We start from the raw sequence: 1694 nt of genomic DNA, 5'->3' as shown, positions 1-1694 counted from the left end.
GCCCAGCAGCGCGGCGACCAGGGCCGCCGCCGTGCCGGCCCGCCGGGCGCGCCACGCAGGGTCACGCCGACCGCCCGGTCGTCCGGTGCTCACCGCTACGCGGAGCATCCGCGTCTCCCTTCGTACGGGCGCGCTACTCGACCTTGGACAGCCGCAGCGCGAGCTCGGGGCAGACCTTGACCGCCTTCAGCGCGCCCTCCCGCAGCCAGGTCGGCACGGGGGTGGGCGGAAAGGCGGGGTATCCGTTGGCGTCGAGCCGGATGAAGTCCGGTACGACGTGCGCGCAGAGGCCGTGCCCGTCGCAGCGCGACCAGTCCAGGGTGAGCTTCTGCGGGTTCTCGTCGGGCGCGCCGGGCAGGCCCATCACGCCCTTGACCCGCCGGCCACACCCGTCGCCGGTGGTGTGCAGGCGCAGGTCCTCGGCGAAGACCTCCATCGCCGAGAGCGCGAACCGCGCCGTACCGTCGGGGTGGCTGCACGCCCCCCGGCCCTTGACGTCGCCGGCGGCGGCCCGGACCACCTCCACCGGCGCGCTGCCGGACACCGCCAGGTCGACGGCGCGGGCCAGGTCCGGCAAGCCCATCCTGCACGGACCGCACTGGCCGGCGGACTCCCCGGCCAGGTAACGCACCACCTGCGCGGCCTCGCCCAGCGGGCAGGTGTCCGCGCCGAGCGGAACGACGATGCCGGCGCCGAGGGTGCCGCCAACGGCGGCGAGACCCTTGCGGGAGATCTCGGCCCGGTCCGCCGCCTCCTGGGTGATCCACTTGCCGTGGTAGCCACCAATCAGGATGCCCGGCGAGTCCGGCACCTCGCACAGGTCGAGGATCTCCCGCAGCGGGGTGCCGGCGGCACACTCCACGACCGCCGGCCGCTTCGCCGCGCCGGTCACGGTGAGCAGGACGGTGCCGGGTTCGTCGTCGGTGCCGAGCGCCGCGTACTCGTACGGTCCGAGCCGGGCGGCCACCGCGAGCTGGGCGTACGTCTCGGCGTTGGACAGCAGGGTGGGCAGCCCACCGACACCGGAGTCGCTGGAGCGCTTCTTCGTGCCGGGCGGGATGTGCGGCAGGCCGTTGATCCCGTTGACCAACGCGCCGCCCTCGCCGGAGATGAACCGGTGCGGCACGGTGACGATGGTGGTCTCCACCGGCATCCGGCGTTCCTGGAGCGCCTCGGTCAGCGAGTCGCGGCCCACCCCGTCGTCGGCCACCCCGATCACGATCTCCTCGGCGTCCAGCGCGTACGCGGCCAGGGCGGCCCCGTCGAGGATCAGGTGCGGTGCCCGGGTGAGCAGCACCTTGTCCTTCCAACTGGCCGGCTCCCCCTCGCTGGCGTTGACGACCACGACGGCACCGAGGTCCTGCCGCTCGCAGGACTCCAGCACGGCGCGCAGCTTCTTCGCGAACGGGAAACCGGCCCCGCCCTTGCCCTTGAGCTGGACACCCTCCGCGAGCCGGAGCAGGTGGGCCGGCTCGATCGGCCCGATCGGGCCGTGCACCTCCTCGTGGGCCAGCAGGTCGAGGCGGCCGAACTCGGCGAAGCCGGCGGTGAGCCGGGGCTCACCGACGCAGGCGACCGGGGGCACCGTCGTACGCATCACTTCGCCTCACCCCGCAGCCCGGCCCAGTACGCGCCGTCGACGTCGGCGGCGTTGGCGCGGCGGCGCCGGGCGGAGCGGCTCTCCCCGGCGGCCC

The 1694-nt window shown here is 74.7% G+C and carries 1 protein-coding gene; it reads right to left on the bottom strand.

The genetic code is table 11. The features are described from left to right. Positions 1–133 precede the first annotated feature (133 nt). Positions 134–1600 (bottom strand): NADH-ubiquinone oxidoreductase-F iron-sulfur binding region domain-containing protein, encoded by a 1467-nt coding sequence (locus tag AB0I76_RS29395; RefSeq protein ID WP_357042251.1) that lies wholly within the window; start codon positions 1598–1600, stop codon positions 134–136. Between the last annotated feature and the right edge of the window lie 94 nt (positions 1601–1694).

This window comes from Micromonospora sp. NPDC049799 (genome assembly GCF_040656655.1).
Taxonomy (GTDB): domain Bacteria; phylum Actinomycetota; class Actinomycetes; order Mycobacteriales; family Micromonosporaceae; genus Micromonospora.
The sequence above is the reverse complement of the archived record's forward strand: the minus strand, read 5'-3'. Positions and strand labels throughout refer to the sequence as shown.